Source organism: Aromatoleum diolicum (genome assembly GCF_012910955.1).
GTDB classification, from domain to species: domain Bacteria; phylum Pseudomonadota; class Gammaproteobacteria; order Burkholderiales; family Rhodocyclaceae; genus Aromatoleum; species Aromatoleum diolicum.
This window is the reverse complement of the sequence record NZ_WTVQ01000092.1, coordinates 1-2,608: the sequence shown is the minus strand read 5'-3', so window position 1 is coordinate 2,608 and position 2,608 is coordinate 1. Positions and strand designations below refer to the sequence as shown.

Annotated in this window: 3 protein-coding genes; all 3 read left to right on the top strand. The window is 60.5% G+C overall.

The features are described from left to right. Positions 1-134 precede the first annotated feature (134 nt). A complete protein-coding gene (locus GPA25_RS23475; protein WP_343035057.1) occupies positions 135-1,292 on the top strand; it encodes a transposase in 1,158 nt (385 codons plus the stop codon). A 3-nt stretch (positions 1,293-1,295) separates the two neighbouring features. Then, entirely contained in the window at positions 1,296-1,586 is a 291-nt protein-coding gene (locus GPA25_RS23910; protein ID WP_211163334.1) for a transposase, read from the top strand. Positions 1,587-1,771: 185 nt separating this feature from the next. Next, a complete protein-coding gene (locus GPA25_RS23470; protein WP_169262812.1) occupies positions 1,772-2,476 on the top strand; it encodes a hypothetical protein in 705 nt (234 codons plus the stop codon). The last annotated feature ends 132 nt before the right edge of the window (positions 2,477-2,608 follow it).

Below are 2,608 nucleotides of genomic sequence, written 5' to 3'. Positions count from 1 at the left end.
GCTCGAACCCATCGGGTATATCCCGCCCGCAGAAGCTGAGGCAAACTACTACGGGCAACTCGCCCGTCAGGCCGCCATCGCGGCCTGACTTAAACCAACCGGCCTCCACGGAACCCGGTGCGATTCACCGGCAGGTGATTGCGGGGAGCTTCGAGCACGCACTCTGTCATCTGGTCGACCACGAGATCGATCTTTCGGGGCTACACGCGCGCTACCGCAATGACACGACGGGCGCGCCGGCGTTCTCACCGGCCGTGCTGCTCAAAATCGTGCTGCTCGGTTACTCGCGCGGGTTGGTCAGTTCGCGTGCCATCGCTGCGGCCTGCCGCGACAACGTGCTGTTCATGGCGGTTTCGGGCGACAGCGCACCGCACTTCACGACGATCGCCGGCTTCGTCGCCGAACTCGGTGACGAAGCGGCCCGGATCTTTGCCCGGGTGCTGATGATTTGCGATCGGCAAGGATTGATCGGACGCGAACTCTTTGCCATCGATGGGGTGAAGCTGCCGGCCAACGCGAGCAAGGCCAGGAGCGGTACCCGTGCAGACTTCATGCGCGAGGCCGACAAGATGGAGACGGCGGTCAAGCGCATCATGGCCAGCCACGCCACGGCCGACATGAACGGCGAAGACGCCGAGGCCGCACGCGCGGCGCATACTGTGGAACGACTCAAGGCCGAAGCGGCGAAGATCCGCGCCTGGCTGGACGCGCATCCCGACGAGCGGCGCAGTGCCAAAGGCAAACCGCGGCTGAGCAATCGCACCGACAATGAGTCGGCCAAGATGGCTACCGGCAAAGGCGTGATCCAGGGCTACACCGGGGTGGCCGCGGTCGATGCGAAGAGCCAGATCGTCGTCGACGCCCAGGCGCACGGCACGGGCTCCGAGCAGGAACTGCTCCTGCCAGTGGTCGAGGCGACTGCGCCGTTCCTCCGCACGCCCGACACGACGATCTGTGCCGACGCGGGCTACCATTCGGAAGCGAACCTCAAGGCGCTGGCCGACGCCGGGATCCACGCCTACGTCTGCGACAACGAATACCGCAGCCGAGACGCCCGATATGCCGGGCAGGCGAGTCACAAGGCGAAGCCCGATCCGCTGTGGGACAAACGGAAGTTAGACCGGACGACGCGCTGCTTCCGGCCTGCCGATTTCACGCTGGCCGACGACGGCTCTCACTGCGTCTGCCCGGCCGGCAAGAAGCTGTACTCGAACGGCTCGAACTGCCCCTTCAACGGCTATGCGGCGATGAAGTTTCGCGGCGCCGAGGGGGGATTATTGGATTACCGCTGACACCTGCGCACCCCCGACAAGACCAAGACGCGCCAGGTCGCCTTCTTCCAAGGCAAGCGCGCCAGTGAAGAGAGCCACACCGAGCGGATGAAACGGCGGATCGACACCGACACCGGCAAGCGCATGATCACCGCGCGCTTTGCCACCGTCGAGCCGGTCTTCGGCAATCTGAGAAACAACAAGCGGCTCCATCGCTTCACATTGCGCGGCCGATGCAAGGTCGACGGGCAGTGGAAGTTCTACTGCCTGGTGCACAACATCGAAAAGCTGGCGCACCACGGGTATGCACAATGAGCGGGCACGCCATGGCAGCACGCCGCTACGCATACGGGAGCACCGGGCGCGAGCGACGGAAACCGAACGTATGACGGACTCAGGCTGATCCGGACAGCAAAATGACGAACAAGACATCGTCGGCTATCGCCGACACCGATCGCTTGCCCGGAAATCGGGTTTTTCTACACCGTCGTTAGACGCCTATGCCGACCGCATCTGAAACACTCACTAATTGGCAACAATCTCTATGCTCGCGAGTCGAGCTGGCCGGGCTTGTGGCAAGAAATCCCATCGCGCACAAATGGAAGGCACCGTATCGAAGCATGGTCCTTCGCGAAACAGCGTTCTGGCGAATTCATGACTTGCTCGCGCAGTCATATGAGTTGCATTCCAATCACCACGCGCTTGGCGCCCGCATTCTTCTGAGAAGTGCCTTTGAAACACTGGCCGTCTTAATTCATCTGAACCAAATCACCGCGCAGGTCTTGGATGGCACTCTCCAATTTCATGCGTTCTCGAAGAAGACAACTATCTTGCTGCTCGGTTCACGCGATAAGACAACAAAGCATGACGCAATAAGTATCGTGACCGTGCTGACAAAGCATTGTGAAAAATCATATCCGGGCATCTCCGACTTGTATGCATCGCTATGCGAAAGCGCACATCCCAACTTTGAAGGCATGTGCTTTGGTTACTCCCGCGTGGATCACGACAATCACGCTACCGAGTTCTCCAACAACCTGAGCTCAATGCACGAAGAAAGGCATGTTTCCGCGATTCAACTGTGCATGGCCATCTTTGAGCACGAATACAACACGGTTTGGCCAAATCGCTTCGACCAACTTGAAGCATGGATCGAGGCAAACGATAGCGCCTTGGAGGCCACGAAAGATGACGACGGCGTCTAACCCGGCCCTAAGGGACTTCCCGTCAACCTCATCCTCTTGCAGACCGGCCGTAGGCCGATCGTGACGTCGATCACGTACTCATCGTCGGACCTCCGCGATCACGCGCGTGCATGACCGGTTTTCGACTGCCGG

Excerpts from the sequence above, each read along its gene's own strand:
- GPA25_RS23470 (WP_169262812.1), top strand. The coding sequence starts at position 1,772 with ATGCCGACCGCATCTGAAACACTCACTAATTGGCAACAATCTCTATGC.